Here is a 24612-nt window from a genome sequence, read left to right as displayed (position 1 = left end):
GCAAGCGAGGCCGATCCAAGCCGGCGGCGGCTCGCCCCGCGATTGCGTCGACCGGCGTTACGCGACACTCTCCGCGCCGTTTTCATCCGGGCGCTGGGCAAGATGGCCGACACAGTGGTGCTGATCCTGGCCTCGGCGGCGGCCGGCGTGGGGCTGTTCGCCGCCTCGCAGTTGGGCGTGCGGCGCGACTGGCGCACGGCGCCCTCCACCGCCCTGGCGGTGTTCCTGCTGCTCAGCGCCCTGTCGGGCCTGGACCTGATGCTCGACCGCGCCGGCGCCTATGCCGCCGCGCCCTGGGCGACGGGGATCCTGTGGACCACCTCGCTGGGCCTGGGTCCGTCGATCCTGGCCTATGTGCTGGCCATGACCGGCGATCCGGAGCGGGGCTGGACCATGGGGCGCGTCGCGCGCATCGGCTGGCCGGCGGGCGTCGCCATGCTGCTGGTCCTGCCGTTCTTCCTGCTGCCGGTTTCCACGCGGCTGGCGGTCTATACCGGCGCGGGCGCCGACGCCGACCCGCTGGCCGGACCGCTGCAACTGGTCTTCGTGGCGCTGTTCCTGGCCGTGACCCTGGGCTACCTCGCCGCCGCCTTCGCGGTGATGAGCCGCCACGTTCGTCGGGTGCGCGACCTGTTCTCCAACCTCGAGGACCGCACGCTGAGCTGGCTGCGGGCCCTGCTGCTGGTGATGCTGGCCGCCTGGATCTGGGGCGCGGTGAAGTCGGCCCTGGCCGCCGGCGCCGCCCACGAGGGCTGGCTGGACGCGGCGGCCGCCGCCGTCGAACTGGCCTGGACCGCCGCCATCGGCCTCTTTGGCCTGTCGCAGAAGCCGATCTACACGCCCCAGACCGAGACGCCGGAGGCGCTGCCCGCCGCCGGCAAGTATGCGCGTTCGGCCTTGCCCCAGGCGCGCCAGGTCGAGATCGCCGCCCGCCTGGAACAGGCCATGCGCGGCCAGGGCCTCTATCGCGACCCGCTGCTGTCGCTGAGCGGGCTTGCGGGCCGCATCGGCGTCACGCCCAACCACCTATCGCAGGTGCTGAACGAGCACCTGGGCCAGAGCTTCTTCGACTACGTCAATCGCTGGCGGGTGGAGGAGGCCGTGGCCCGCATCGGCGCCTCCGACGAGCCGATCCTGGCCATCGCCTACGAGGTCGGCTTCAACTCGCGCTCGACCTTCAACACAGCGGTGAAGAAGCACGCCGGCCGGCCGCCCAGCGCCTTCCGCCCGGCCGCCTGAGCCCCTCATCCACGTCCTGACCGGCAGGATCGGACGCCTTGCGGCTCCGGGCCTGCCCGTTCGGACGACGCCCAAAGCCGCACCGTCCAGGGTCGTGACCGTCCTCCCCTCGTTTCGAGAGAACCGTCATGATCGATCGCCTGTCCGGCGCCGCCCTGCTCGCCCTCTGCCTGCTGGTCGCCCTGTCCCCGCCCGCCCAAGCCGAGGAGTCCGAGCGATTGCTGCTACTCGGGGCCGGCGCCTATGTCGCTTCCAACCCCTATGAGAGCGCCAGGGACAAGACGCAGACCGGCGTGCTGCCGCTGTTCTTCTACCAGGACCGCCGCGTCACCGCCGACCTGAGCGGCCTGGCCGTGAAGGCCTATGCGACCGACCGCTTCACCCTGGAGGGCCGCATCGCGCCGCGCTTCCAGCTGGTCGATCCCAAGGAGACCCGCGACTACGCCTTTCTGGAACGTGACGTGGGGATCGACGTCGGCGGCCGGGCCAGCGCCGCCTTCGGCCCGGCCACGCTCAGCCTCGAGTACCTGGCCGACGTCTCCGGCGAGACCAAGGGCCAGGAGGTCAATCTCGACCTGACCCTGGAAGCTGCGCCGAGCGAGCGCCTGACCCTGCAGGCGGTGGCGGGCCTGTCGTGGAAGGACAAGAAGCTCTCCACCTGGCTCTATGGCCTGAAGGCCGACGAGGTCGGGGCGGCGCGGGCCTACGAGTTCGGCCGCACGCGCGGCGCGCCGTCGGGCGGGGTGGTCGTGCCGTCGCTGGGCGCCCAGGCCCGCTACCGCATCGGCGAGCGGGCCTATGTCATCGCCGCCGCCGAGATCGAACTGTTCGACGACGACATCACCAAAAGCCCCCTGGTGGCCAAGAAGAGCGCCGCCGCCGGCTTCGTCGGCCTGGTCCGCCGGTTCTAGGCATGATCCCCGTGCACGCGACCCTGATCTCGCCCGGCGTGCCGGCGCGGCTGGTCGCCGTCGGCCGGACGGCGGCGATCCTCTCGATCTGGCTGGCGGCCACGGCGCCGATGGCGGTGCTGGCCTGGGTCGTCGCGCCGCGGCTGATGGCGCCCGACGATCCGCTGCCCGGCCTCGTCTTCTGGTGGATGGTGGTGTTGGGCATGGCCTGGCAGCTGGTGCTGTCGCTGGTGGTGCTGAAGCTGGAGGGCGTCTCCCTGCGCTGGCCGGAGCTGCGTCGCCGGCTGTGGCTGACGCCGCCGGTCTGGCGCTCGACCGGACGGCCGTTTCTCGGCGCCTTCCTGCTGGTCCCGCTGTTCGTCGCCCTGGGCTTCCTGGGCGACGAGGCCGCCACCCTGCTGTTCCAGGCCACGCCCCTGGGCGAGCGGCTGGCCGGGCTGGCGCCGCCCTTTTCGATGATCGAGCACCTGATCACGCCGCAGGCGCGGGGACGGTGGGACATTCTGGGCCTCGCCCTCGTCTCCAGCCTGTTCAACTACGGCCTGGGCGAGGCGCTGCTGTTCCACGGCGTGCTCTTGCCACGCATGGAGCGGGCCTGGGGGCGGTGGGCGTGGCTGGGCAACGGCCTGCTGTTTTGCGCCTACCACGTGCACAAGTTCTGGCTGATGCCGGGCCTGGTCATCAGCTGCCTCTGCTATGCCCTGCCGGCCCAGGCCTTCCGTTCCAACTGGCTGGCGGTGGTCATCCACGGGGTGGAGGGGCTGGTGCTGATCGCCGCCGTGTTGGTGGTGATCCTGCAGCCGTGAGGTTGCGGCGAGCGTCGTTCTGCGGCATCAAGCCCGGATGTTCATGCCTGAGCTTGTCTGAACGGCTGCCGCACGCCTCCGGCGCGCGGCTCGCAGCCCGAACCTAAACGCCGCTTGACGCGGTGCGTTCGGGCTTGGCCGAACTCCAGACTGGCTTTTTCCCAAAATGAATATCTCGAGAGACGAGCAGCGCGTGCTGCACGTCCTGGCCCAGGGCGGCTGCGTGCGCGCCCATCGCGACGAGGGCCGTCGCATCACACGCGTCGAATGCGTCACCCGTGACGGGCTGGTGCTCGCCAGCTGCAACCTGGCGGTCTTCGGCAAGCTGAAGCGCAAGCGCCTGATCGAGTCCCGCGCGTCGGGGCCCTATCGCATCTCCCGTCGCGGCCGCGAGGCCGTGCGTCCGCAACTGGACAACAGGGGGTAGGGGCTGGGTCCTCGTCCTTCGACAAGCTCAGGATGAGGACCACACCGCAGCCCGTCCGATGGAAACCTCACCCTGAGCTCGTCGAAGGGCGAGGTTTCCATTCACGGCTTGGCCGGCGCCTCGGGCACCGGTGCGGTCAAGGGATCGCTCGGCTTTCCGGCGGCGAACAAATGGGTCTCCGAAGCGCCGCCCTTCACCTTGGCGGCGTCCTCGCAGAACTGCGCCTTGTCGTCGGCGTGCGAGCCGATCATCGCCCCGCTGGCCATGCCCAGGAACATGATCACGGCGTCGCGCTGGTGGGCCTTCTCGGCGTCGGTCTGCTCGGGCGGACCCAGGGTCAGGACGGCGTCGACGGCGCGGCCCATCTTCAGGGGATCGACCTCGAGGTCGGGGCACAGCGACGAGGCGGCCATGAAGTAGCCCATGTTGAGGATCCGGCCCTGCTGCTCGACCGTGAAGGTCGGCGTCATCAGGTCGGCCAGCAGGGCGCCGGTCTCCTGGCGGGCGGCGTCCTTGCCGACCGGGGCCGGCGCGGTGGCGGCGTCGGACTTGGCGGCGGGCTTGGGCGTGCAGCCGACGGCCAGGGCGGCCGTGGCCAGGGTGAACGTCAGGGTACGGAGGGTCTGCATGGTCTGGTCCTCCGGGCCCTAGTAGCGATAGCCGAATTCGCGCGACGTCCACGACGGCGAATAGCCGCGTCCGCGCTCGTAGCAGGCCCGCTGCGAAGGATAGCAGTCGACGCCCCGGGCCGGAGAGTAGGGCGGGTCGCGGCGGCGGCGGTCGTCGTCGTCGTCGCGGTAGCGGTCGTCCTCGTGCTTCTTCTTCGACGAGGCGGCGGCCGCGGCCAGGATGCCGATGGCCAGGGCCCCGGCGACGATGGCCCCGGTGTTGTCCTTCTTGCCGCCCTTGCCCGCATTGCATTCCGAGGCCGGCCGCCGGTCGATGGTGTCGTAGCGGCCGTCGTCGACGAACAGGTTGATGCATTCGCGGTTGCCCGGGTGCCACCAATACTGGACGCCGCCATCGGCGTGATCGAGCTGGTAGCCGCGCGAGCGCAGGCTGTTTTCGCCCTGGCCGGCGCGGGCGCCGATCAGGTCGCGGGGCTGGGCGACGGCGGCCAGCGAGGTCGCCAGCACGCCAAGGCCCGCGACGGCCGCCACGGCGGCCCTCGTCGTCCTGTTCATCAAGGTCTCCAGGCTGGAGGCGGGATCAGTAGAAGGCGCCGTAGATCACGTCGACGACGCGACCGGTGCGCCACTCGACCAGCAGCAGGTCGGGTCCGTACCGCACCCAGTGATAGCCGTAGGGCGGGCCGCCCAGGCCCAGGCGCCAGTAGTCGTCGAAGATGTAGCCCGACGACAGGAACAGGCCGGGCAGGATCCCGCCGATGGCCCAACGACGATAGCGCTGGCCGGGCGGATAGCGCCAGCGGCCGCCCTGGACCGGCCGGAAGCCGGGCGGGCGGCCCGCGCCGGGACGGTGCGGACCCATTGGCGGATTGGGACCGGGGCGGCCTGGCGGGCGATGGCCGGACGGCGGGCGGGTGGTCGGGGGCCGGGTGGTCGGCGGGCGCGACGGTGAACCGCCGCCGCCAGGGCGGCCAGGCTGCGAGCCTCCGCCGCCGGGATGTCCAGGTCCATGGCCGGGGCCCTGGCCCTGTCCGGGACCCTGGCCGGAGCCCTGTCCCGGAGGACGGCCGCCGCCCGATCCGGGGCCCGAGCCTTGGCCGGGGCGCTGCCCGGGCCCTTGGCCGCCGGGGCCGCCTTGTCCGGGGCCTTGACCGCCAGGGCCATGGTTTCCGTGGCCCTGGGCGTGCGCCAGGCCGGGCAGGACGGCCAGCAGGCCGAAGGTGAGAAGCTTGCGGCGGTCCATTGGCGACTCCTGCGGAAAGGGAGGAAGGACGTCTCGCGCCGGTCGATGCCGGGTACGGTCGCCAGGAAAGACCCAATCTGGCCCAGCTTCAACCCATGGCTTCAGTGTCGCCGCACGTTTTTGCGCGAAACGCTCAAGGCGTGGGGCGTATGCGTTCAATACGGCTGGGTCACCACCCGCTGGGCGGGCGGCAGGGCGTGCTCCAGCGATCGCACCAGGCGCTGCATCGGCCCCTGGTCGATGCGGATCGAGCCGCTGCGGGCCCGGTCGAGATCCAAAATCAGCGTCAGGGCCAGGGTCAGCAGCAGGAACAGCAGGCCCGACACCAGCCGATGCTGGTGATGCGGGGCGGGCAGGGTGTAGCCGAGCACGGCGGCCACCACGACGGCGTAGATCACCAGAACCATGATCACCGTGGTCGGCAGCGGCGCGTTGTGGGCGGCCTCGCGCTCGACGCCGACGGCCAGGGCGTCGTTGACGCCCTGCACCACCAGCGGCGCGAAGGGCCGGTCGCGCACGTTGCGGGCGGCGCGCAGGGTCTCGCCCTGGATCTCCTTGCGCAGCCGCGCCGACTGATCGGCGAGGGGCGGCTTGTGCGCGGCGTCGGCCTCGCCATAGGCCAGGCGCGCCTCGGCATAGGCGCGCACCAGTTCGACCAGCCGCCCCGACGCCGGCTGGTCCAGCAGCCTCACCCGCATGTCGGCGGTGTTCAGCGCCGCGGCCTCGGCCACCAGCAGGTTGTAGCGGGTCTCGTAGCGGTCCAGCGCCAGGCCGAAGGTGAAGGCGATCAGCAGGGCCAGCAGGCCCAGCACGCCCGACAGCACATAGCCGGACTCGCTGACCACGTGCCGCTGGCCCGACAGCCGGCGGGCCAGCCACGAGGCGCCCTCCCGCGCGGCGACCAGCAGCGCGAACAGGGTCACGGCGATGACGATCAGGGATTCCTGGTTGAAGAACCGGTCCATCGGCGATCAGCCCGCCGGCCTGACCAGCTCGGCGGTGACCCGGGTGGCCGGATCCTCGCCCGCCTCGATCTGGGACAGACTGGCCAGGGTGGTCTGCGCGATCGCCGACAGCGCCTCTTCGGTGAGGAAGGCCTGGTGGCCGGTGATCAGCACGTTGGGGAAGGTCAGCAGCCGCTGGAAGACGTCGTCCTGGACGATCTCGTTCGACAGGTCCTCGAAGAACAGGTCGGCCTCCTGCTCGTAGACGTCCAGCGCCACGCCGCCGATCTTGCGGCTCTTCAGGCCCTCGATCAGGGCGGCGGTGTCGATCAGCGCGCCGCGGCTGGTGTTGACGATGGTCAGGCCGTCGCGGGCGGCGGCGATGGCGGCGGCGTCGATCAGGTAGCGGGTGTCGGGCGTCAGCGGGCAGTGCAGGGTGACGATGTCTGCCTCTCGCAACAGGGCGTCGCGAGCGACGTACTCCACCCCTATGGCGACCAGTTCGGGGTCCTGGGCCAGGTCGCTGGCCAGCACCCGGCAGTTGAAGCCCAGGCGCAGCGTCCGAGCCACCAGGGCGCCGATGCGGCCCGTGCCGACCACCCCGACGGTGCGGCCCGACAGGTTGCGGCCCATCAGGCCGTCGAGGGCGAAGTTGTTCTCGCGCACCCGGCCCCAGGCGCGGGCGATGTTGCGGTCCAGCGCCAGCAGGAGGCCGACGGTGAATTCGGCCACGGCTTCCGGCGAATAGGCCGGCACTCGCACCACGGTGATCGACAGGCGCTCGGCCTCGGCCAGGTCGACATTGTTGTAGCCGGCGCAGCGCAGGGCCACCGCCCGCGTGCCGCCCGCCGCCAGGATGCGCAGCGCCGCTGCGTCGAGTCGATCGTTGACGAACACGCAAACCGCCGGATAGCCGGCCGCCAGGGCGGCGGTGGTCGCGTCCAGCCTGGCCTCGAAATAGTCGATGGCGTGGGCGCCGGCGGCGTTGGCCCGGTCGAGGAAGCGACGATCATAGGCCTTGGTCGAAAACACGGCGACGCGCACGGGCAAGCTCCAGACTGCGGAATGCGGCGACTATCGATGGTTCGTGCGATTGCGCCTAGCCCGGGGCTCAACCTATCCTCGCCTTGAGGCCTTCGCCGCCCAGGAGATCGACATGCTCGCCCGCACCCTCGCCGCGCTTTGCCTGCTCGCCGCCGTTCCCGCCATGGCGCAGGACGCCGCCCGCACCGAGACGGTGCACTTCGCCAAGGGGACCTCGTCCAAGACCATCAAGGGTTCGATCAAGGGCTATGCGTCCGTGAACTACAAGGTCGGGGTCGCGGCCGGCCAGACCCTGAAGGTCGGCTTCAAGACCAGCAACGCCTCCAGCTACTTCAACATCACCGCCCCCGGGGCCGATGCGGCGATGTTCGTCGGCTCGACCTCGGGCAACAGCGCTGCGGTCAAGATCCCCTCCAGCGGCGACTACACCGTGCAGGTCTACCTGATGCGCAACGCCGCGCGCCGCAACGAAACCGCCAGCTACACCCTGACCATCGCCGCCAAATGAGCCTTTCGAGACGCGAACTCGGTTTCGTCCTGGCCGTCGGCCTGCTTGCGCCCGGCGCGGCCCTGGCCCAGGGCGCAAAGGCCAGCTCGGCGGTGGAACTGGCCCGCACGGGCGAGACGCTGAAGCCCGGCCAATGGGTGTGGGCCCCGCAGATCGCGCCCAAGGGGCCGGTGGTCGTGCATGTCGACCTGTCGCGGCAGCTGGCCACGGTCTATCGCAACGGCGTGCGCATCGCCGTCTCCACCGTGTCGAGCGGCAAGGAGGGGCACGAGACCCCGACCGGGGTGTTCACGATCCTGCAGAAGGACGCCGACCACCGGTCTAGCCTCTACAACAGCGCGCCCATGCCCTATCAGCAGCGTCTGACCTGGGACGGAGTGGCGCTGCATGCCGGCGGCCTGCCGGGCTATCCGGAAAGCCACGGCTGCGTGCACCTGCCGATGGGCTTCGCCAAGCTCCTGTTCGGCATCACGCCGATGGGCGGCACGGTGATCGTGGTCGGCAAGGCCGGCGATCCGCCCGCCGCCATGCCGCAGGCGGCGGGGGTGCTGGGCATGCCGATGAACGCTGGCTTCGAAGAGGGGGCCGAGCCGCCGCCCTATGGCGAGGACTGGCGCTGGGCGCCGGAGGCCTCGCCGACGGGCCCCGTCACCATCATCGCCTCGCGCAGCGACAGCCGGGCGGTGGTGCTGCGCAACGGCGTCGAGATCGGCCGCGCCGGGGTCGTCTTTCCCGACGAGGACTTCCAGACCCACGTGCTGGTCTGCACCGGCGTCGAGGACGGCGTGCCGCGCTGGGCCTATGTCGGCGCTCCGGGCCACGAGGACGAGGCCGACCGGCCGCTCGATCCCGACCTGATGGCCAAGACCAGGATGCCCGACGGCTTCCGTGCGGCGGTCCGCAAGGTGATCGTTCCCGGCACGACGATCCTGGCCACCCGGTCGCCGCTGGCGCCCGACACGAGCGGCAAGCATCTGACGGTGCTGTCGTCGGGGCGGTAGTATCCTTCGACAGGCTCAGGATGAGGACCATTTCGAACGCGGCGGGTCATAAGAGAACCTCACCCTGAGCTTGTCGAAGGGCGAGGTTCTTCTCCCCTCAGGCCACCAGAGCTGCGCTCCGGCGGATCGCCGCCTCGGCCTCGGCGACCAGGTCGGCGACGATCTGGCCGGCCGGCAGCACCTGGCGGATGCCGCCGGCGCTCTGGCCCATGGCCAGGCACGAGCGTTCGGGGTCAAGGCCCTCGGTCTGGCCGCCGATGCCGCCCAGCACCCCGGCCTGGACGCTGGCCATGGCCTGCAAGGGGAAGGGCTGGATCTCGGCCGGCCGCGCCTCCCAGTCGTCGACATAGGGGTTGGCGCGCACCCGCATCGGCTTGCCCGAGTAGCAGCGGGTGCGGACGGTGTCCTCGTCGCGGGCGGCCAGCACGGCATTGCGATAGACCTCGCCGGCGTGAGCCTCGTGGCTGGCGATGAAGCGGGTGCCCATCCACACGCCCTGGGCGCCCAGGGCCAGGGCGGCGGCCAGGCCTCTGCCGTCATAGAGCCCGCCGGCGGCGATCACCGGGATGTCGACGGCTTCGACCGCCTGGGCGATCAGCGGCAGGGCGCCGACCAGGCCGGTGTGGCCGCCGCCCTCGCCGCCCTGGCAGATCACCGCGTCGCAACCGGCGTCCTGAGCCTTCTGGGCATGGCGCACCGTGCCGCAGACGACCATCACCTTCAGTCCCGCCGCGTGCAGCCGCGCGATGATCGGCGAGGGCACGCCCAGGCCCGCGACGAAGGCGCTGGCGCCCTCCTTGATGATGACGTCGACGCTGGCGGTCAGGGCGTCGGGCGTGGCGGCCAGCAGGTCGACGCCGAACGGCCTGTCGGTCAGCGCGCGCACCTGGCGCATCTGCTGGCGGATGAAGTCGGGCGAGGTCCCGGCCATGCCCAGCACGCCGTAACCGCCGGCCGCCGACACCGCAGCGGCGAGGGGCGCGTAGGACACTCCGCCCATGCCGGCCAGCAGGATCGGGTGCTCGACGTGCAGCAGGTCGCACAGCGGCGTGCGCAGGGCCATGACGGATCTCCCCATCGTTGCGGCGCAGCCCTCGATGGGGCCTTGGCGGCGAGTGTGCGCCCGCTGCGGCTGTCCGCAATCCTTCCGCGACGGCGCCTGGCTTGATGGGTGTGATTGCTCACTCACTTTTCGATGGTGCGTGAGCCCAGGTCGTGTTTTCCTCTCCAGGCTGTAGCTGGGAGGCTGGCATGAGCGGGCGGATCGGACTGTCGGCGGCCCTGGCCGGGCTGCTGGCCTTGGCGGGCGGGGCGCCGCAGGCGGCGGCCGGCGAGGCGGCGGTCGGCGACCTGATCGGGCTGTCGCCCGTCGAGGTGCGGGCCCGCCTGACCGGCGCGCCGTCCGAAACGCCGCTGACGCGTGGCTTCGAGGTCGCCGACGGCGGCGGGACGGACGCCTATTTCACCCTCGACCAGCTGCTCGCCGACCCCAGGCGCCTTCGCCAGCAGGCGGTCTGGCGCACCCATGGCGACGAGCTCCTCGACCCCGAGGCCCCGATCTGCCGCACGCGGCTGGCCTCCGGTCTGGATGGATCGAGGAGGGAGGGACCGGCGGCGGGCGATCCGGTCCTGGCGTTCCGCGACGGGCGGCTGGCGGCCGTGCTGCGCCCGGCGCCCGCTTCGCCTCGGCCGCCCGCGCCGTCTATCGAGGATCGAGAGACCTACGCGCGCTGGGTCCGCCAGACCCGGCCCTCGCCGTTCGCGGCGGCCTTTGGCCAGCTGCCGCTGGAGGACGGTCGGGGCTTTCTCGGACGCTGGTCGATGGACGCCGTGGATCCGGTCGCCCGGCTGTCGGCAGCCTGCGCGCCGGGATCGCGTCCGCCGAACGTGGGCAAGCCGGTCCGGCGCCGGGGACTCAGCAACAGCGACATGCAGGGCCTGGCTCTGCTGCCGTTCGCGGTGAAGCTGCCGGCCATGAACCGCGATCGCGAGCGGGCGCGCGAACTGGGGGCGGCGACCCTGGCGGGCCTCAGGGTGGGCCAGCGCCTGCCGCGGGATCCCAAGGCCTTGGCGCGCGATCAGGACGGCCTGCGCTGGCACGGTTCGGCGCGGGCCAACTATGGCGTGCTGACCGTCGACCTGGGCGGCTGGAAAAGCCGCAATCTCTCCGACAAGCGCGATGCGGCCCTGGTCGGGGTGGAAGACGGGGTGGTGACTTGGATCTCGCCGCCGGGCGGCGCGGGGCCGGACGCGGGCCTGCTGTGCGTCGACGGCGAAGGGCAGGCCGGCGCGCCGCGTCCCGGCTGCTGGGGCTGGGGGAACTACCGGCCGTAGGCGCGCCTAGGCCGCCCCGGTCTGGATTTCGAGCGTCAGGGTTGGGGCATGGGCAGCATCAGCGGCGCGCCGCGTCGCGCCGCGGCCAGGGCGCAGGCGGTGTTGATGATGGTCTCGCCGGTCGACATCGGCATGGGCCCCGTCCACTGGTACTCGGGCATCTGGTCGATGCGGTAGACGACCGCGCCGCCCAGATTGTTGTCCTTGTAGAATATGCCCTGCAGCTGCCGCGACTGAGGGCTGCGGCAGTTGATGTCGGTCTGGACCATGTAGGAGTTGGAATCCCAGCGGGGGCGATAGCGCTCCCCCCTCACCCAGACCCGGATCAGGTCGGGATACTGGCTGTCGTCGAACAGGCCCTGATAGATGAACATGGCCCGCTTCTCGTCGATGTTGCCGCCTGCGAAGGTCCAGCCGTTCACGCCGATGTTGGCGCGTACCCAGGTCAGCAGCTGGGCGATGGTCGGAGGATCGGCGTCGAGCGTCTCGACTGCTCCGGCCGGCGCGCCGGCCAGGAGCAGCGCAATGGCTGCGGCCGGGCCCGCCCATCGCTGGACCGCCGCACTGCAGGCGAGGTTCATCGGCCGCCCTGCGACCGTGCGGGCGAGGACGGGACCGGTGACGACAGTTGTGGAGAGGGCCTCAGGCGCGCGACCAGATCCGGCGTTTCGCAGGCGCAGCTGGGAATGACCGTGCAGCCGAACTGAGGGTGCGAGTTTCCCGCCTTGCAGATCGCGATCTTGCTGGCCGGGCAGGCGATGGAGCATCCCAGGCAATGCCCGACGCTGGAGGACGAGCAGGCTCTCGGCGAGGTGACGGTGGTCGAGCCGGCCTGGTTCTGAGCTGCGGCGGCCCCGGCCAGAGCTATGGCGGCGATCGCCGCCGCCGCGGTCATGACAGCGCGCAATCCGCCGCGCGGGCTAGTGAGCGTCCGCATGTTCATCCCCCCCCCAGGGCTTCAGTGTCGGAACGACCAACCCTAGACTGAAGATGGCGATTTCGTAAACCGATGGTTTGCGAAGCTAGCGGCGCTCGTCGTCGAGGATCCGTTCGGGGTCCATTTCCGGGGTCCAGAAGCAGGCGGCCATGGCCGACAGCATCAGCGCGATCATCGCCAGAAGTCCGCGCGGCGGGGCCAGGCCCACGATGTCTTGCGGGGTCATCTCTCTCGTTTCCTCGTGAGCCGGCGCCGCGCTCTGACGTCGAGGCTGCCGGTCACGAGGAAAGCGTCTCACCGAAGCTTTGGTTCGACAAGCGTATAAATTTCAATGCCTTATTCTGGACTTTCGGGTCCAGAAATCACCTCTGGCGGCTTGGGCGAGGCGAAGGCCGCGGCGGCGGCTTTCGTTTTCTCCATGCCGGCCCGCGCCGCGGCGGCCTTTGCGGCCACCTCGGCGGCGTAAGCCTCGGCCTCGCCCCGGGTCTTGATCGCCGCCACCCGGGCCTGGATCGCCGCGCCCGCGGCCGGGTCGCCATTGGCCAGGGCCAGGTCGGTCTTGGCCATGATGTGCAGGAAGCCGATGGTGTTGCCGTTGCCAGGAAGGGGTTGGGCCGCCACCTCGGCCGACATTGGAGCGGGGGTCGCGGAAGCGGCCACCGCCTCGGGCGCCGGATCGTCCAGCGTCACCGGGCAGTCGGTGCGCGCGGTGGCCAGCGACAGCAGCGGCAGCACGGTGCTGGCGTGCTGGTCGCGGGCCGTCATGTACGGCAGGCCCCATAGGGCCTCCAGAGTGGCCGGCACCGAGGCGTGATCGTACTGGGTATGGCTCACCGAGGCCTTGGGGATCAGCGGCGAGACGATCACGGCCGGCACGCGCACGCCGTACCGGTCGAACAGGAAGCCGCCCGAGTTGATCGCCACGTCCTGGGGCGAGCCGTCGTTCGGCGGCGTTGCGCCGTAGGGCGTGACGGCGTCGTGAAAGCCGCCGTGTTCGTCATAGGTGACGATCAGCAGACTGCGCTCCCAGCCCGGCGATTTGCGGATCGCCTCGTAGGTCGCCTTGATCAGGGCCTCGCCCTTGGCCATCGAGTCCATGGGGTGCTGCGAGGAGCCGCCCACATAGGTGCCGCCATAGATGTCGCCGTAGTTCGGCTCGATGAAGGTGTAGGGGTAGGGGTAGGGGCCCAGCAGGTCATCGGCGAAGCTGGAGAAAGCTTCGGTGTCGATCTTGTAGGTCACGCCCTTCAGCGACGACACCTGGGGAATGCCGCCCAGGGTGTTGCCTTCCTCGTCGACATAGATCCGCCAGTTCATGTGGGCGGTGTTCAGCCGGTCGTAGATCGAGGCGCCGCTGGGATAGGTGAAGCCGCTGACGGTCTCCCACTTGGCGATATAGCTGTCGCCCGGCGAGTCCGACCAGCCGGCCGACGAGGCGCCGTGCACGAAGAAGCGGTTGGGCCAGGTGGGACCGGGAAGAGACGACCACCAGCGGTCGCAGACCGCGAACTCGGTGGCCAACTGGTAGATCACCGGCAGCTGATTGGGCGTGTCGAAGCACAGCATGATGTCGCCGTACTCGGCCTGGGTCGGCAGGTAGGCGGGGTTGTGGTCCTTGAGCTCGCTGGTGCTGGTGGCGTAGTTGGCCACGAAGCCGGTCGCCGTGGGCGATCCGTAGCTCGACCAGGGGTTATGCACGGCGCCCTGGCCGCACAGCTGCTCGTAGACGTCGGCGAACTCGTGCCCGGGATCGGTGGGCATGGCGGTCGGGGCCGGCGTGGCGCAGAAATATTGGACGCCGTTGTATTCGTTCATGTTCTGGCTCGAGGAGCCGACGATCCCCGGGATGCCGGAAAAGGCGAAGATGTTGTCGAACGAGTGGTTCTCCAGCATCAGCACGAAGACGTTGTCGACCTGGGCCAGCGGCGAGGTCAGCTGCATCTGCGCGGACGTGCCGCCCGAGGGCAGGGGGATCTTCAGGGCGCCGGTGTCGACGGTCAGGGTGATCGACTGCCCGGCGTCGGGGGACTGCAGTTGGCATTCGGTCCAGTTGTCCGAGCCGACGCTGTGGAACACGCCATGGGCCGTGCCGCTCTCGACCACCAGCTTGACGGCCCAGTAGTCCTTCACGGTCAGCGAGCCGAGGCCGGTGTTGAAGAACACGCTCATCGGACCGACCTTGCCGTTGGGCGGGATCGTCCAGGTCTGGCTGGATATGCCGTAGTCGGAATTCTTGTGCCACAGCGTGACGATGGTCGGATCACCGACGTTGCTCTGGATGTAGATCTGGCAGGAATGTTTGGTGGACATCGACGCCTCCCCTTGGGCCGGGCGCCGTCAGGGCGCGGCCAGGCGAGGAGAAGCATCACGTCCAGCGAGTAGGGATCGCAACCTTAAATAGAATTTTTCTTTGTGCGATTATCACTTGTTCCGTGGCGCGATCGCCTTATCGCCGGAACAGGTCGTAGGTCTGGGCGATGACCTGGCGGGTCAGGTCCCATTCGACGGCGGCCATGGCCTCTTCCCGCGTGAAGAACCGGGCGTCGGCGGCGTCGTCGCCGGCGTGGGGCTCGCCGCCGGTCCATTCGGCGGCGTAGTCGAACATCACGAAATGACGGGTGGTCTCGCCGGTCTCGCGCGAGGTGAAGACGCCGTCGACGACGTCGATCAGGCCCAGCAGCCGGGCCTCGACCCCGGTCTCCTCGCGCAATTCGCGCAGGGCGGCGGCCTCGGCCGTCTCGCCGAACTCGATGCGCCCGCCCGGCAGGCTCCATTGGCCCAGGCGCGGGGGCGTGCCGCGCTTGATGAGCAGCACCTCATGCCCCCGCAGGCAGATGACGCCGGCGGTGGGGGAGGGGGTCGGGATGGGGGTAATCATGCGAAACCAGACTTCAGATCTACCGTCGAGCGCTCGCCCACCTGGGACATGCACTCGCCGAGCCAGTCTTCCGCCGCCTTGCGCCCGCGGGCCTTGAGGTCGGTCAGAAAGCTCCACTCGGTATTGAACTTGGACGCCAGCGACAGGTCGGCCAGCGGCCCGTCGGCCTTGATGGCGTGGACGAGCATGCGCCGATAGCGCCCCCGGGCATTGTCTTTCAAGAGGCCTTCGTCGAGCAGCTTCTGCACGAAGCCGATGGCGCGAAGCTCCGAGGACAACGCCGCGTTGAAGGTGATCTCGTTCAGGCGGTCCATGATCTCGCCCGGGCTCTTGGGCGTCTCGTCGCGGACGAAGGGGTTGAGGCTGACCAGCAGGATGTCGTCGGGTGTCTGGTCGTAGAACAGCGGCCACAAGGGCGGGTTGGCCAGGAAGCCGCCGTCCCAGTAGGGCTCGCCGTCGATCTCGACCGCCTGGAACACCTGCGGCAGGCAGGCGCTGGCCATCACGTGGCGGGCGGTCAGCTCGGTCTCGCGGAACACCTTGGCCTTGCTGGTGCGCACCGCCGTGGCGGCGATGTAGAGCTTGACCGGCGAGCGCTCGCGCAGGGCCGTAAAATCGATCGCCTCGTCGAGAATGTCGTGCAGCGGGTTCAGGTTGAACGGATTGAACTCGTAGGGGCTGAGCGACAGGGCGAGGGTCTCGGCCATCCGCCAGCCGGGGGTGTTCTTGATCCAGTCGGTCGCGCCCCCGAATGCGCTCGTCCAGATGCTGGTGTCGCCGAAGACGTTGCGGCCGCCCTTGCGGTTGACCTGCTTCCAGAAGTCGTCGAGCGAGGCCCTGGCCCCGTCGCGGCCGCCGGCGATCAGGCCCGAGGTGTAGGCCACCGCGTTCATGGCCCCGGCCGAGGCGGCGGTGATGGCCTGGATCTCCAGGCCTGCCTCCTCGAGCAGGCGGTCGATGACGCCCCACTCGAAGGCGCCGTGCGCCCCGCCGCCCTGCAGCGCCAGGCTGATCGGGCGCGGACCCTTGGGCTTCTTCCTCAGCGGCGCGATAGGCATGGGGCTTTGCCTCCGGAGTTTGAGCCTGTCGAAGGACGAGGTTTTCGTCTCAAGCGCCGGCTGTCGATCCGCCCCCGAACCGACCGACGTCCAACGTCCTACTGCGCGGTCCAGCCGCCGTCGACGGTGAAGGCCGCGCCGTTGGCCGAGGCGCCCAGGTCGCTGACCAGGTAGAGCAGCTGACCGGCCAGTTGCTCGACGGTGACGAACTGCTTGGTCGGCTGAGCGGCCAGGATCACGTCCTTCATCACCGCCTCCTCGCTGATGCCGCGGGCCTTGGCCTGATCGGCGATCTGGGCCTCGACCAGCGGGGTCTTCACGAAGCCGGGGCAGATGGCGTTGCAGGTGATGCCCTGTTGGGCCACTTCCAGCGCGATGGTCTTGGTCAGGCCCAGGATGCCGTGCTTGGCCGCGACATAGGCCGACTTGTAGGGCGAGGCGACCAGGCCGTGAGCCGAGGCGATGTTGACGATCCGCCCGCGGCCCTGCTCCTTCATGATCGGGATCGCCGCCTTGGCGGCGTGGAACGCCGACGACAGGTTGATGGCGATGATCAGGTCCCACTTGTCGTCGGGAAACTCGTCCACCGGGGCCACGTGCTGGACGCCGGCGTTGTTCACCAGAATGTCCAGCTCGCCGAACTCGGCCTTGGCGGCGCGCACCATGTCGGCGATCTCGACCGGCTTGGTCATGTCGGCGCTGTGGTACAGCACCTCGACACCGTGCTTCTCGGCCATCTCGGCGCGGGTGCGCTCGATGGCGTTCATCTCGCCAAGGCCGTTGAGCACGATGTTGACGCCCTGGGCGGCCATGGCGTCGGCGAGCGCGTGCCCGATGCCGCTGGTCGAGCCCGTGACGATGGCGACTTGACCCTGCAACCCGAAATCCACGGCCATCGGCGCGCTCCTGCTGTCCTGCCCGACTTGCTGCATTGCAGCATATAGCTCGCTATCGCGAAGAGCGAGCGCTTATAAATTCATCGATAGATGAAATTAGGGCTGCGGGCGAGCGAAAACCCAGTCGGCCTCCGTCGAGAGGTCGGGGCGGAAGCTGTAGCCGTCGAGATCGAAGGCCTTCAGGTCCTGCGCCTTCTCGACGCGGCCCTCGATGGCGTAGCGGGCCATGCGGCCGCGCGCCTTCTTGGCGTAGAAGCCCAGCACCTTCATCGTGCCGGCCTTCTCTTCCTTGAAGTGGCAGGTGACGACCGGCAGCTTCAGGGCCTTGGCGTCGACGGCGCCGAAATATTCCTGGCTGGCGAGGTTCACCAGCGTCGGATCGGCGTGATCGGCGGCCGCCTCGTTGAGGCTCTTGGCGATGGTCTCGCCCCAGAAGTCGTAGAGATTGGCGCCGCGCTTGGTCTTGAGGCGCGTGCCCATTTCCAGGCGATAGGGCTGCAGGGCGTCCAGCGGCCGCAGCACGCCGTAGAGGCCTGACAGGATGCGCAAGCGATCTTGCGCCCACTCCAGGGCCGGCCGGTCCAGTTCGCGCGCGGCCAGGCCCGCATAGACGTCGCCGTTGAAGGCGATCACGGCCTGGAGCCCGTCCTCGACCTCCGGGTCGAAATGCTGGAACCGCTCGCGGTTCAGGTCGGCCAGCTTCTCGGAGATGTGCATCAGCCGGCGCAGGTCGGCGGCCGTCAGCTTGCGGGTGACCTTGGCCAGTTCCGCGATCTGCGGCTTCAGGGCCGGGGTGGTCAGGGGCAGGACCTGATCCGGGGCGGTGAAGTCTAGCGACTTGGCGGGAGAGATGACCATCAGCATGGGGGTGCAGATAGAGGCTCCGGCCAGGCTTCGCCAGCACCTGTTGATCGATCATTGGCCCGTAAGGGTTCGAACCCTGCAAGCTTGACCGCTGGACAACCCCCGAGGGTTCGACCAGTTTCCGCCCGGTAGGGGCGTGAGTGCGGGGCGTACGGATGAAGAGCGTGATGAAGCGGGCGGCGGGGCTCCTGCTGGTGGCGGCCGCCTTGGCGCTGACGGGATGCAAGCCCCCGGCGCTGAAGGCCGATCCGGCGGCCGAGGCCGTGGCCAGGGCGGTCTATGACGACGTGGCCGCCGGCCGTGGCGAGGCTGTCCGGGCGCGGATGACGCCCGAGGCGCACGCCTCGACCTCGCCAGAGCAGATCCGGGCCCTGCGTCCGTTCGCGCGGCCGGCCGGCACGGTCGAGCGCCGGCTGATCAACATGCAGACGGTCTTCAACGGGGCTGGCCAGGCCGCGGTGCTCGTCTACGAGCTGTCGTTCCCCAACGAGGCGGTTCTGTACGAGGTGCGGATGGAGCGCGTCGGCGAGAATGCGCCCTGGCGTCTGCTGGGTCTCACGCTGAACCGCGCCTCGAACGCCGAGCTCGCCAAGGGCTCTCTCACCTTGACCGACCGCTCGCCGGGGCAGCTGGCGTTCCTGGCCGCGACGGTGCTGTCGCCGCTGCTGATGCTGTCGGCGATCGCCGCCGCCGTCATGGCCCCGGGCCTCAAGCGCAAGTGGCTGTGGGCGATCCTGGCCCTGGCCGGCGTCGGCGCCGCCAGCATGAACTGGACCACCGGCCAGGCGGGGTTCCAGGTCCTGAGCGTCAATCTGATCGGGGCCGGGATCTCGAAGATGGGCTTTTCGAACTTCTACGCCTGGATCCTCAAGTTCACGATTCCCGTGGGCGCGGTGATCGTCCATGTCGTGGCCTGGAAGGCGCGTCAGGCGGCCAAGGCGAAGGCGGCCGCCCCTGATCTCGACCAGGCGGCCTGAGACCGCTCACGCCAGGGTCAGCACCAGCGGTCCGTTCCGGGTAGCCACCATGGTGTGCTCGTACTGCACCGTGGCCTCGCGGCCCGGCGGGCGCAGCGTCCAGCCGTCGTCCAGTTCCTCGACCCAGTCGGCGCCCAGCGACAGGAACGGCTCGATGGTGAAGACCAGGCCCTCGGTGATCACCCGCCGGTCGCGCGGCTCATGCCAGGTGGGGATTTCCTTGGGGGCGTCGTGCAGCGAGCGGCCGACCCCGTGGCTGGCGAGGTTGCGCACCAGGCTGTAGCCGTTCTTGTCGGCGAAGGCCTCGATCGAGCGGCCGATCTCGTTCAGCCGGCCGCCGGGGCGGACCGCGCGGATGCCGGCCCACATCGCCCGCCGGCCGTCGCGGCACAGGCGCTCGATGCGCTTGGAGGTCGGCGGCACCGAGAAGCTCGCCCCGCTGTCGCCGAAATAGCCGTCCAGCTCGGCCGAGACGTCGATGTTGACCAGGTCGCCGGCCTTGATGATCGTGTCGCCCGGAATGCCGTGGGCGCAGTCGGGGCCCACCGAGATGCAGGTCGCGCCGGGAAAGTCGTAGGTCAGCTCCGGGGCCGAGCGGGCGCCGTCCTTCTCGAGCAGGGCGCGGCCGATGTCGTCCAGTTCGCGGGTGGTCATGCCCGGCTCCAGCGCAGCCCCCATGGCCGTCAGCGTGCGGGCCACCAGGGCGCCGACCGCGCGCAGCTTGTCCAGCTGGTCTTCGTTGTCGATGGTCATGCGCTGGTGGTCGCCGGCAGGTCGGGCGCGTCGACGCCGGCCTCCTTCAGCTCGCGGGCCACCAGTTCCTGGAAGGTCAGACCGGGGTTCAGCTCGCTGAGCATGCCGATCCTGATCCAGAACGCCGCCTGGCCGTTGATCGACCGGTACGAGGCCTTGCTGGCGCGGCGCAGCTGCTCGTGCAGCTCGTCCTCGATGTTGACGATGCCCATGGCCTCGCTCTCGCATATACGTTTCGTATATGTCTTATATGGTCGAGCGGTCGCCGGAGACAAGAACCCTATTGCGCCGCCTGGGCGACAGCGCCCTGGTTCTTGGCCGCCGCGGTCAGGCGCTTGGCGTGGGTCTGCACCTGACGCAGCGTGGCGCGGGTCATGGCCGCGGTGGTGTCGGTCAGGGCGTCGTCGACGCCGACATGGGTGGGATAGGCCGCCAGGTGATTGGCGACGATCAGGCCGAAATAGGCCTGCAGGCTGTCGTAATCGACGTCGGGAGGATCGGCCGCGAAGGTCTGGTGGGCGATCGGCTGGTAGGTGTTGAAGCCGATCAGGCCGTGGGCCAGGCCGTCCAGAGAGGCCAGCAGGGCGTCCATGGCCAGCTTGAAGGCGATGTCGCCGGTGTTGGTGAAGAAACCCGTCAGCTTCACGTCGTTCCAGGCCGTGGGCACGATGTCGTGGGCGTTGACCAGGTCGGTGTTGAACGGGATCGGCCCGCCGTCAGCCGAGTCCGGGGCCGGCGCCGGGAAGAAGTGGGTGTAGAGCGCGGCGAAGTCGGGATTGCCAGGCGTCGGGCCGGCGCTGGGCAGGGTCAGCGTGGTGGTGTCGGCGAACGGGCCGCCGTTCTGGCCCACGGCGGCCATGGCCAGGCTGGGCGAAAGGGCGCCGCCCAGGCTGTGGCCGGTGAAGATCACCGTCCCGCCGGGGTTGGCCTTGGTCCAGCCGGCGACGAAGGCCTGGACGCCGCCCGCGGTAGGATCGCGCAGGGCCAGCAGGGCGGCGATCCCGGTCGCCGTGGCGTGCGAGATCTTGGGCGCGGGCGCGCCGTCGAAGCCGCCATTGCCGTAGGGCCAGTCGATCTGGCGGACGATCGAGAAGTCTTCCGCCAGCCAGTCGTAGGCGTCGTCCTCGTTGGTGCCGGCCATGGCCACCACCAGGCAGGGCGCGCCGGCCACCGTGGCGGCGGCCGCATAGAGCATGTTGTCGGCGTAGTAGAGCGCGGTCGGATCGGCGCCTTCGTGGCTCGACGCCACCGGGCCCCAGGCGATCGACCAGTCGGCGATCTTGCCGGCGTTGTCGGCGAGGAAGGTCTCGACCGACTGGCGCACGTGGGCCTCCAGGTTGGCCAGGGTGTCGACCTTGTCCGAAGCGGCGTTCGACAGCCACGACAGGCAGAAGGCCTGTTGCTGCAGGGTCAGGCTGGTCGCGGCGGTCTGCGGCATGGTCGCCTCCTGGGACGGGTGGTTTCCGGGGGTCGAAGGCGACCCTATCACGGCTTCAACTTCAAGATGTGACCGGCCGCACATCCGTCCGGCGCATTGGAGGCTTGAGCTTGCGCGGGCGGTCGCTAGGAAAGGGAGCGATGACCGAAACGCTCGCCCTCGCGGCCGCCCTGGCCTGGCCGCTGCCGATGATCGTCGCCCTCTATTTCGTGGCCCGCACCAAGGCCCTGAAGCTGAGGCTGATCTGGGCCGTGCTGTGCTTCGTCGGCGTCGGCGCCTTCTGGATGCAGCCAGCCTCCGGCCGGTGGGGCTTCGTACCGTTCGCGGTCAACATCCTGGGCCCCGGCCATGCCGACGGCTTCCTGAAGGCGACCATCCCGGCGGGCGCGGCGGCGTCGCTGATCGCCGTCTACTTCGCCCGCCGCAAGGCCAAGGCTGAACAGGCATGAGCCTGGTCGTCGCCCTGGCCCTGTCTCTGGCGGCGGCGTCGGCCTGTCCGTCGGATCCGGATCTGGCCGCGCTTACGGCGGCGTCCGATCGCATCGTCGTCGGAACCTTCGCGACGCCGCAAGCGCTGGATCGCGAGGCGGCGCGTTCAAGCCCCGACTACGTCGCGCTGCCGCTGTCGGTCGCCCGAACGATCAAGGGCGAAGCGCCGGCTCCCGAGGCGATCTTCGTCTATCCGCAGACGGCGCCCTACCGGCCCGAGGTGGCCGCGCTGAAATCCCACGCCGGGACGCCGGCGATCCTGTTCATGAGCGAGGGCGAGGGAGGCTCCAAGGGCCTCCAGTTCGCCGGCTATACGCCTGAGGCCCTCCAGGCCGCGAGCCCGGGTCGCGTGGCGGCGGTGGAGGCCGAGGTCGCTCGCCAGAAGCGTCTGCTCGCGGACTGGAAGCCGGATCGCAAAAGTCCGCACTACAAGGAAGTTCGCAAGCTGGTCGCCAAGCTCGGCGCGGCCTCCGGCCCCGAGCAGCAGCAAGTGTTCGGCTACCTGGGAACGCTGGGGACGGGCGCCGTGCCGGCCATCGTCTCGGTCATGGACGACCGGCGGCGGGTGAAGTTCGGCTACATTTCCTTGTCGGACGTAACGCCGGACGGTTTTCCGATGTCAGAGCGCTACCGCGTGGACCAGGTGGTCGAGGCCCTGTCCGCCGTTCTCAGCCAGATCACCGGCGAGAAATACGGCAGGATAGGCGTGAGTTCCGACCGCGAGCGTGCGTTGACCGTGGACGCTTGGCGCGTCTACGCCGCCGACCTGCACTGCGCGACGCCTAGAACAGCACGCGCGGGTTCATGATCCGCTGGGGGTCGAGCGCGGCGCGGATGGCGCGCAGGGCGGCGACCTCGACGGGGTCCTTATAGGCCAGGGCCTCGGCCGACTTCATCGCGCCCAGGCCGTGCTCGGCGCTGATCGAGCCGTGGAAGCTGGCGGCGATGTCGTGGACGATGTGGGCGCCGGCCTCGCGGGCGGCGTCATGGGCGTCGTCGTCGCCGCCCTTGGGTTTCAGCACGTCGTAGTGGACGTTGCCGTCGCCCACGTGGCCGAAGGCGACGATGCGGGTTCCGGGATAGGCCTTCTCGATCGCGGCGTCGGCTTGGCCGATGAAGTCGGGGATCTTGGACACCGGCACCGAAACGTCGTGCTTCCACACCGCGCCCTCCGGCTTCTGACCGGCCGAGTGGCCCTCGCGGATGTGCCAGAAGGCCTTCATCTGGGTCTGCGTCTGGGCGACCGCCGCGTCGGCGATGAGGCCGCTTTCCAGGGCGCCGGCCAGCAGGCGTTCCAGCGCTGTCTCGGCCGCGCCGGGCTCGCCGCTGGCGATCTCGACCAGCACGTACCAGGGATGCTCCGTGGGCAGAGGATCGCGCAGGCCCGGCACGTTCTTGACGGTCAGGGCGAAGCCCAGGCGGCCCATCAGCTCGAAGGCCTCTACCGCGCCGCCGGTCTCGCCCTTGGCGCGGGCCAGCAGCTGGATGGCCTCGGCGGGGGAGGAAAGGCCGACGATCGCCACGGCTCGCGAGGCCAGCGGCGCGTGCAGCTTCAGGGCCGCGGCGGTGACGATGCCCAGCGTGCCCTCGGCCCCGATCAGCAGTTGCTTGAGGTCGTAGCCGGTATTGTCCTTGCGCAGGCGTTTCAGGCCATTCCAGATCTCGCCGTTGGGCAGCACCGCCTCGATGCCCAGCACCTGCTCGCGCATCATGCCGTAACGCAGAACGGCCGTGCCGCCGGCGTTGGTCGAGATCAGGCCGCCGATCGTGCACGAGCCTTCCGAGGCCACGCCCACGGTGAAGCGGCGGCCGACGGCGGCGGCCTGCTGGTGGGCCTCGTAGAGGGTGACGCCGGCTTCCAGCACCATCACGTCGTCCAGCGCGTCGACGTCGCGCACGGCGCGCAGCTTCTCGGTCGACAGCAGGATCTCGCCCTGCGGGATCTGGCCGGCGACCAGGCCGGTGTTGCCGCCCTGCGGGGTGATCGCCACGCCCTCGGCAGCGCAGATACCGACCACGGCCGCTACCTCGGCGGTGGAGCGCGGGGTGACCAGCAGCGGTGTCTCGCCCTTCCAGCGCCCGCGCCATTCGACCAGCTTCGGCGCCAGCCGCTCGGGATCCTGGCTCCATCCGCCCTCGCCCAGCACGGACTTCAGGCGCGAGACGACGCCAAGGAGTTTTGGGGCGGGAACGGGCTTGGTCATGGCCCGCAGGATAGGGCGGAACGGGGGAGGGGTGAAGGCTGCGCTGCCTTCAGGCGTCGTCAGTTTTGATGTATGTTGGACAAAATCGAATTTTGTTGGACGAGATCGGCATGGTCAGGCGTGGACGTGGAATGACGGAAGCTTCCAGCGCCGCTGCGCCCGTTGCGCCGCGACCGTCGAGCGGCCGGTTCGTGGCCGTGATGACCAGCGCTCGGCGCTCCGGCCTCATGACCGAAAAGGACGGTCGCATCGGCGGTCGTCTCAGCGCCGCGCTGATCGAGCAGGCCAAGGCCAATACCGGCATCGTCAGCGACACCGAGCTTCTGGAGTTCGCCCTGGCCAGCCTGGCCCTCGAAGATCGTTTCGCCGAGGCTTTCGAGGCGGTCGGGGCGACTGTGGATCCGGACCTGAAGCTGGGTTTCTGAGGTGGCGGCCTTCGACTTCGACGCCGCCCGCCGCTGGGCGCGCTTCGATCCTGGCCGCACTCTGGCGCGTCGCGACCATGCGCAGCTGCCCTTCGCCGACGAGGCCGAACTGGCCGGGGCGGCCCTTCTGCTCGACACCTGCGTCTATATCGACCGGATGCAAGGCCGCGCGCCGGAGGTCGTCAGCGGCCTGGTCGCGACGCGGCAGGTCAATCACTCGACCGTGGCCGTCCAGGAACTGATGCACGCGGTCGGGGTGCTAAGGCCCGACGATCCGCGCACGGCCGCCGCGATCGGCGCCATTGAGCGCCAGATCAAGGCCATGCCCGACCATCGCCTGTTCGAGCCCGACGCCGAGGTGCTGGGCCGCGCCGCCCTGCTGTCCGGGATGATGTGCCGACTTCAGGGCTATGACGGCGACGCCCGCCTCAAGGCCCTGCAGGACAGCGTGCTGTTCCTGCAGGCGCTTAAGCTGGGCCTGACCGTGCTGACGGCCAATGTGCGGGAGTTCGATATCCTGCTTCAGCTCGTCCCGGCGGGGCGGGTGCTGTTCTATCGCAAGGGGTGAGGGGCGAAAACCTCGTCCTTCGACAGGCTCAGGATGAGG

29 protein-coding genes are annotated in these 24612 nt (G+C 69.8%); 12 read left to right on the top strand and 17 right to left on the bottom strand.

Going from position 1 to position 24612, the window contains the following annotated elements; translation table 11 throughout:
* The first annotated feature begins 102 nt into the window (after window positions 1-102).
* The 4 genes from ACODR1_RS02470 to ACODR1_RS02455 all read left to right on the top strand — a co-directional run bounded on the left by ACODR1_RS02470 (window position 103) and on the right by ACODR1_RS02455 (window position 3383).
* Window positions 103-1239, top strand: coding sequence for a helix-turn-helix domain-containing protein (locus ACODR1_RS02470; RefSeq protein ID WP_488879035.1), 1137 nt, complete (start codon window positions 103-105; stop codon window positions 1237-1239).
* Window positions 1240-1367: 128 nt separating this feature from the next.
* The gene (locus tag ACODR1_RS02465; RefSeq protein WP_488879034.1) at window positions 1368-2150 is read left to right on the top strand and encodes a MipA/OmpV family protein; all 783 of its coding nucleotides are present in this window, start codon (window positions 1368-1370) and stop codon (window positions 2148-2150) included.
* Window positions 2151-2152: 2 nt separating this feature from the next.
* Window positions 2153-2956 carry a CPBP family glutamic-type intramembrane protease gene (locus ACODR1_RS02460; RefSeq protein WP_488879033.1) on the top strand — a complete coding sequence of 268 codons (804 nt, stop codon included), beginning with the start codon at window positions 2153-2155 and terminating at the stop codon, window positions 2954-2956.
* A gap of 166 nt (window positions 2957-3122) precedes the next feature.
* A complete protein-coding gene (locus ACODR1_RS02455; RefSeq protein WP_101711554.1) occupies window positions 3123-3383 on the top strand; it encodes a YjhX family toxin in 261 nt (86 codons plus the stop codon).
* Between the two features lie 101 nt (window positions 3384-3484).
* Here ACODR1_RS02455 and ACODR1_RS02450 read toward each other — a convergent pair whose 3' ends face one another.
* The 5 genes from ACODR1_RS02450 to ACODR1_RS02430 all read right to left on the bottom strand — a co-directional run bounded on the left by ACODR1_RS02450 (window position 3485) and on the right by ACODR1_RS02430 (window position 7243).
* The gene (locus ACODR1_RS02450) at window positions 3485-4012 is read right to left on the bottom strand and encodes a hypothetical protein (RefSeq protein ID WP_488879032.1); all 528 of its coding nucleotides are present in this window, start codon (window positions 4010-4012) and stop codon (window positions 3485-3487) included.
* A gap of 18 nt (window positions 4013-4030) precedes the next feature.
* Window positions 4031-4567, bottom strand: coding sequence for a hypothetical protein (locus tag ACODR1_RS02445; RefSeq protein ID WP_488879031.1), 537 nt, complete (start codon window positions 4565-4567; stop codon window positions 4031-4033).
* Window positions 4568-4592: 25 nt separating this feature from the next.
* A complete protein-coding gene (locus ACODR1_RS02440; protein ID WP_488879030.1) occupies window positions 4593-5255 on the bottom strand; it encodes an RcnB family protein in 663 nt (220 codons plus the stop codon).
* 155 nt (window positions 5256-5410) lie between these two features.
* Window positions 5411-6220 carry a bestrophin-like domain gene (locus tag ACODR1_RS02435; protein ID WP_488879029.1) on the bottom strand — a complete coding sequence of 270 codons (810 nt, stop codon included), beginning with the start codon at window positions 6218-6220 and terminating at the stop codon, window positions 5411-5413.
* A gap of 6 nt (window positions 6221-6226) precedes the next feature.
* Complete coding sequence (locus ACODR1_RS02430; RefSeq protein WP_488879028.1) at window positions 6227-7243, bottom strand: 2-hydroxyacid dehydrogenase; 1017 nt, start codon at window positions 7241-7243, stop codon at window positions 6227-6229.
* Between the two features lie 112 nt (window positions 7244-7355).
* Here ACODR1_RS02430 and ACODR1_RS02425 point away from each other — a divergent pair, with 112 nt between their 5' ends.
* Window positions 7356-7751 carry a hypothetical protein gene (locus tag ACODR1_RS02425; RefSeq protein ID WP_488879027.1) on the top strand — a complete coding sequence of 132 codons (396 nt, stop codon included), beginning with the start codon at window positions 7356-7358 and terminating at the stop codon, window positions 7749-7751.
* A complete protein-coding gene (locus ACODR1_RS02420; RefSeq protein WP_488879026.1) occupies window positions 7748-8752 on the top strand; it encodes a L,D-transpeptidase in 1005 nt (334 codons plus the stop codon). The genes ACODR1_RS02425 and ACODR1_RS02420 overlap by 4 nt, the downstream gene beginning before the upstream one ends.
* Window positions 8753-8849: 97 nt before the next feature.
* Here ACODR1_RS02420 and ACODR1_RS02415 read toward each other — a convergent pair whose 3' ends face one another.
* Window positions 8850-9815 carry an NAD(P)H-dependent flavin oxidoreductase gene (locus ACODR1_RS02415; protein ID WP_488879025.1) on the bottom strand — a complete coding sequence of 322 codons (966 nt, stop codon included), beginning with the start codon at window positions 9813-9815 and terminating at the stop codon, window positions 8850-8852.
* A 188-nt stretch (window positions 9816-10003) separates the two neighbouring features.
* On the opposite strand from ACODR1_RS02415, the gene ACODR1_RS02410 reads away from it, so the two are divergent.
* A complete protein-coding gene (locus ACODR1_RS02410) occupies window positions 10004-11086 on the top strand; it encodes a hypothetical protein (protein WP_488879024.1) in 1083 nt (360 codons plus the stop codon).
* A 35-nt stretch (window positions 11087-11121) separates the two neighbouring features.
* On the opposite strand, the gene ACODR1_RS02405 is transcribed toward ACODR1_RS02410, so the two are convergent.
* From ACODR1_RS02405 to yaaA, 7 genes are all read right to left on the bottom strand, one after another.
* Entirely contained in the window at window positions 11122-11667 is a 546-nt protein-coding gene (locus ACODR1_RS02405; protein ID WP_488879023.1) for a surface-adhesin E family protein, read from the bottom strand.
* Window positions 11668-12108: 441 nt separating this feature from the next.
* Window positions 12109-12249 (bottom strand): hypothetical protein, encoded by a 141-nt coding sequence (locus ACODR1_RS02400; protein ID WP_165260832.1) that lies wholly within the window; start codon window positions 12247-12249, stop codon window positions 12109-12111.
* Window positions 12250-12359: 110 nt separating this feature from the next.
* Window positions 12360-14333 carry an alkaline phosphatase family protein gene (locus ACODR1_RS02395; RefSeq protein WP_488879022.1) on the bottom strand — a complete coding sequence of 658 codons (1974 nt, stop codon included), beginning with the start codon at window positions 14331-14333 and terminating at the stop codon, window positions 12360-12362.
* A 136-nt stretch (window positions 14334-14469) separates the two neighbouring features.
* The gene (locus ACODR1_RS02390; RefSeq protein WP_488879021.1) at window positions 14470-14901 is read right to left on the bottom strand and encodes an NUDIX hydrolase; all 432 of its coding nucleotides are present in this window, start codon (window positions 14899-14901) and stop codon (window positions 14470-14472) included.
* Window positions 14898-15959, bottom strand: coding sequence for a patatin-like phospholipase family protein (locus ACODR1_RS02385; protein WP_488879020.1), 1062 nt, complete (start codon window positions 15957-15959; stop codon window positions 14898-14900). The genes ACODR1_RS02390 and ACODR1_RS02385 overlap by 4 nt, the downstream gene beginning before the upstream one ends.
* Before the next feature lie 98 nt (window positions 15960-16057).
* Window positions 16058-16855: a 3-hydroxybutyrate dehydrogenase gene (locus tag ACODR1_RS02380; RefSeq protein ID WP_116569056.1), complete on the bottom strand. Its 798-nt coding sequence runs from the start codon at window positions 16853-16855 to the stop codon at window positions 16058-16060.
* 96 nt (window positions 16856-16951) lie between these two features.
* Complete coding sequence (gene yaaA, locus ACODR1_RS02375; protein WP_488879019.1) at window positions 16952-17719, bottom strand: peroxide stress protein YaaA; 768 nt, start codon at window positions 17717-17719, stop codon at window positions 16952-16954.
* Between the two features lie 155 nt (window positions 17720-17874).
* Here yaaA and ACODR1_RS02370 point away from each other — a divergent pair, with 155 nt between their 5' ends.
* A complete protein-coding gene (locus ACODR1_RS02370) occupies window positions 17875-18696 on the top strand; it encodes a hypothetical protein (RefSeq protein ID WP_488879018.1) in 822 nt (273 codons plus the stop codon).
* 6 nt (window positions 18697-18702) lie between these two features.
* On the opposite strand, the gene map is transcribed toward ACODR1_RS02370, so the two are convergent.
* The 3 genes from map to ACODR1_RS02355 all read right to left on the bottom strand — a co-directional run bounded on the left by map (window position 18703) and on the right by ACODR1_RS02355 (window position 20887).
* Window positions 18703-19449: a type I methionyl aminopeptidase gene (map, locus tag ACODR1_RS02365; RefSeq protein WP_488879017.1), complete on the bottom strand. Its 747-nt coding sequence runs from the start codon at window positions 19447-19449 to the stop codon at window positions 18703-18705.
* The gene (locus tag ACODR1_RS02360; RefSeq protein WP_101717213.1) at window positions 19446-19661 is read right to left on the bottom strand and encodes a ParD-like family protein; all 216 of its coding nucleotides are present in this window, start codon (window positions 19659-19661) and stop codon (window positions 19446-19448) included. The genes map and ACODR1_RS02360 overlap by 4 nt, the downstream gene beginning before the upstream one ends.
* A 68-nt stretch (window positions 19662-19729) precedes the next feature.
* Window positions 19730-20887: a lipase family protein gene (locus ACODR1_RS02355; RefSeq protein WP_488879016.1), complete on the bottom strand. Its 1158-nt coding sequence runs from the start codon at window positions 20885-20887 to the stop codon at window positions 19730-19732.
* A 140-nt stretch (window positions 20888-21027) separates the two neighbouring features.
* Between ACODR1_RS02355 and ACODR1_RS02350 the strand changes: the two genes are divergently transcribed.
* A complete protein-coding gene (locus ACODR1_RS02350) occupies window positions 21028-21336 on the top strand; it encodes a hypothetical protein (protein WP_488879015.1) in 309 nt (102 codons plus the stop codon).
* A complete protein-coding gene (locus tag ACODR1_RS02345) occupies window positions 21333-22184 on the top strand; it encodes a hypothetical protein (protein ID WP_488879014.1) in 852 nt (283 codons plus the stop codon). Before ACODR1_RS02350 ends, ACODR1_RS02345 begins: the two co-directional genes overlap by 4 nt.
* Here the strand turns inward: ACODR1_RS02345 and ACODR1_RS02340 are convergent.
* Window positions 22159-23580 (bottom strand): FAD-binding oxidoreductase, encoded by a 1422-nt coding sequence (locus ACODR1_RS02340; RefSeq protein ID WP_488879013.1) that lies wholly within the window; start codon window positions 23578-23580, stop codon window positions 22159-22161. The genes ACODR1_RS02345 and ACODR1_RS02340 overlap by 26 nt on opposite strands.
* A gap of 131 nt (window positions 23581-23711) precedes the next feature.
* Between ACODR1_RS02340 and ACODR1_RS02335 the strand changes: the two genes are divergently transcribed.
* Complete coding sequence (locus tag ACODR1_RS02335; protein ID WP_488879012.1) at window positions 23712-24005, top strand: hypothetical protein; 294 nt, start codon at window positions 23712-23714, stop codon at window positions 24003-24005.
* Between the two features lies 1 nt (window position 24006).
* A complete protein-coding gene (locus ACODR1_RS02330) occupies window positions 24007-24573 on the top strand; it encodes a type II toxin-antitoxin system VapC family toxin (RefSeq protein ID WP_488879011.1) in 567 nt (188 codons plus the stop codon).
* Window positions 24574-24612 lie beyond the last annotated feature (39 nt).

The sequence above is a fragment of the Caulobacter sp. FG7 genome (assembly GCF_057808875.1).
Note: the sequence above shows the minus strand (reverse complement) of the source record. Positions and strands in the feature narration are given on the sequence as shown.